Here is a 2,412-nt window from a genome sequence, read left to right as displayed (position 1 = left end):
AACTGACCCTAGCATCAAAGCAACTTGGCCAATCCGCTGAAATAGCGCAATGCCTAGTGTCCTTACGCCTTGCCCGTCACGTTCGCCAAGGTGAGGCTGCGGTTCGTGCCGGCCTTGCTCGTGCAACTGCCCAGCGTATTGAAAAAGGCGATCCTGGCGTTGCCATTGGCGCACTGCTACGTTACTTGGATGCAATCGCTCCAGGCATGACCTTATTGCAACTCTTAAGCGGCAATGATCCTGCGATCGCTGCTCTGGAGCGTCGCTCGCGCCCTCAACGTGTACGTGACCTAAGTACAGCCGAGATGAAAGCGCTTGATTTCTGATGGCAAACACAACTAAAGACCTGTTTGTCTTTGCCAATCTTGATGGTGAATTTGTACCAGCAGGACAACTGCAAGTAGATGAGGAAGGCTCAAGACTTATTGCCTCATCATTTGCTTATGGCTTGCGTTACTTAGATAGGAGCAACGCACAAGAAGTGGATCCAGTCGCTCTTAGCCTTAGGAGTAAAAGTGAGATCAAAGGTAAACGCCTCATTCCACCTAACGGCTTAGAGGCTTTTGGTGGAATTCGGGATGCTGCTCCTGATTCTTGGGGAAGAAGAGTTATTGAGGCAAGACTTAAGGTTCCAGCTAATAGCCTGCCAGAATCAGCCTATCTACTCGAGGCTGGTAGTGATCGCATTGGGGCGTTAGATGTTCGAGCCTCCTTAGATCAAGAAGAGCGCCCTGCACATGAAAGTATTCACAATCTGTCATACGTACTCGAGGGTGCGCAAAAGATTGAGGCGGGCTTGCCAGTGTCAGAAGCACTATCCAAAATTTTGCTTGTGGGTAGCGGTCTTGGGGGCATGCGCCCTAAGGCAAGCGTGCGCGATGATGAAAACATTTTATGGATGGCCAAGTTCCCAGGTAACACAGATGGCGCTTTAGATGTACCAAGCATTGAATACGCCACACTCCAACTTGCGCAGTTAGCCGGTCTTAATGTAGCGCAAACTCAATTAGAACAAGTTGGCAAGAAAAAAGTGTTGATGGTCAAACGCTTTGATCGCTCTTGGACTACTTTTGCTCGGCCAGTAGAAATTCGTCATCATGTCGTTAGTGCCCTCACCTTAGTTGCCTGTCACGAATCGGAATCCAATACAAAAAGCTATATGGATATTGCGGATGCCATCCGCAGATATTGCATGGTTCAAACAGTCAAAGCTGATATTGAAGAACTATATGCACGCATGATCTTTAACCTTTTTGTCAGCAACGATGATGATCATCTACGCAATCATGCCTTCTTATGGAATCAGGAGCTTAAAGGCTGGAGCCTAAGTCCGCTCTATGATGTGATGCCTCATGCAGTCATTGCAAGTGAGCGCTATCAACATCTAGGTATTGGGCCTCAAGGCAAGCTAGCAACCCTAGACAATGCCTATGCCGCTAAAGAACGCTTTGGTCTATCTGCGCAGCAAGCAAGCTCCATTATCGATCGTGTATGGCGAGTAACTAGGCAGTGGAAAACACACTTCGAAAGCCTTGGAATTGCTGCAGATCAAATTGAAGGAATCTCCCGGGCCTTTAGACACATTGATGATATTTGTAGTCCTGAATTAATCAAGACTCTAGCTAAAGGCTAATCACTTATTGAGAAGATCTTGCTAGGAAACTAGATTTCAATTATTAAAGATGGATTAAATGCTGGGTTCTCAGCATGATTAGATCGCACATAACCGCGAGGATTACAAACCACCCTAGTGCCATTCATTTGATAATCACAGGAGTCATGCGTATGCCCATGAATCCATAGAGACATCTTGCCAAAGAGATGGGCTAACTCGGAGGCAAAACAGGCGGATAGTAGATCCGGTTTATATCGCTCCGCTACTGAACTCATTGAGGGTAGATGATGAGTAACCACTACCGTCTTGCCACTAAAGGGACTCTCTAACTCTTTTTGCAGCTAAGCCAGTGACTTTTCATGCAATTGGATAGACTTTTTCGGGGAAAAATTTCTACCTCCGTCACGGATTCTTCTGAAGTCATTTAAGTAAAGCTCGCCATACGATAAGCATTTAGATTTTAGATCTTCACCAAATAATAAAAAGTCCGTCCATAAAGTAGCCCCTAAAAAACGGACGGGGGTATTTAACTGCGAATCATGTAGCTCAATCCCATAGTCATCTAGGAAATGAATGCCGTTTTCTGCGCATGCATTTTGGATGTCCTCAATGACATGAGAACGCTGAGAACCATAGAACTCATGGTTGCCAGCCACATAAATAATCTCTTGATTCGGAAACGATTTTCTAGCCCAAGTTATACCCTCGGAGCGCAGGCTAATATCACCGGCCAGGACAATAACATCTGCCACATTCAATGCAGGTGAAAAGTCGGCAAATTCTAAATGCAAATCACT

The 2,412-nt window shown here is 45.9% G+C and carries 4 protein-coding genes; 2 read left to right on the top strand and 2 right to left on the bottom strand.

The window, feature by feature from the left end:
- Positions 1–2: 2 nt before the first annotated feature.
- Positions 3–326 carry a helix-turn-helix domain-containing protein gene (locus ICN34_RS11445; RefSeq protein WP_216122732.1) on the top strand — a complete coding sequence of 108 codons (324 nt, stop codon included), beginning with the start codon at positions 3–5 and terminating at the stop codon, positions 324–326.
- Positions 326–1,633 carry a type II toxin-antitoxin system HipA family toxin gene (locus tag ICN34_RS11440; protein WP_216122731.1) on the top strand — a complete coding sequence of 436 codons (1,308 nt, stop codon included), beginning with the start codon at positions 326–328 and terminating at the stop codon, positions 1,631–1,633. Before ICN34_RS11445 ends, ICN34_RS11440 begins: the two co-directional genes overlap by 1 nt.
- A gap of 29 nt (positions 1,634–1,662) precedes the next feature.
- Here the strand turns inward: ICN34_RS11440 and ICN34_RS11435 are convergent, their stop codons facing one another.
- Together ICN34_RS11435 and ICN34_RS11430 are read right to left on the bottom strand one after the other, a co-directional pair.
- Positions 1,663–1,890, bottom strand: coding sequence for a hypothetical protein (locus ICN34_RS11435; RefSeq protein ID WP_216122730.1), 228 nt, complete (start codon positions 1,888–1,890; stop codon positions 1,663–1,665).
- Positions 1,891–1,956: 66 nt separating this feature from the next.
- Positions 1,957–2,412 (bottom strand): metallophosphoesterase (locus ICN34_RS11430; protein WP_370624026.1); only part of this gene is annotated, 456 nt, incomplete at its 5' end.

The organism is Polynucleobacter sp. Tro8-14-1 (genome assembly GCF_018881655.1).
Classification (GTDB): domain Bacteria; phylum Pseudomonadota; class Gammaproteobacteria; order Burkholderiales; family Burkholderiaceae; genus Polynucleobacter.
Note: the sequence above shows the minus strand (reverse complement) of the source record. Positions and strands in the feature narration are given on the sequence as shown.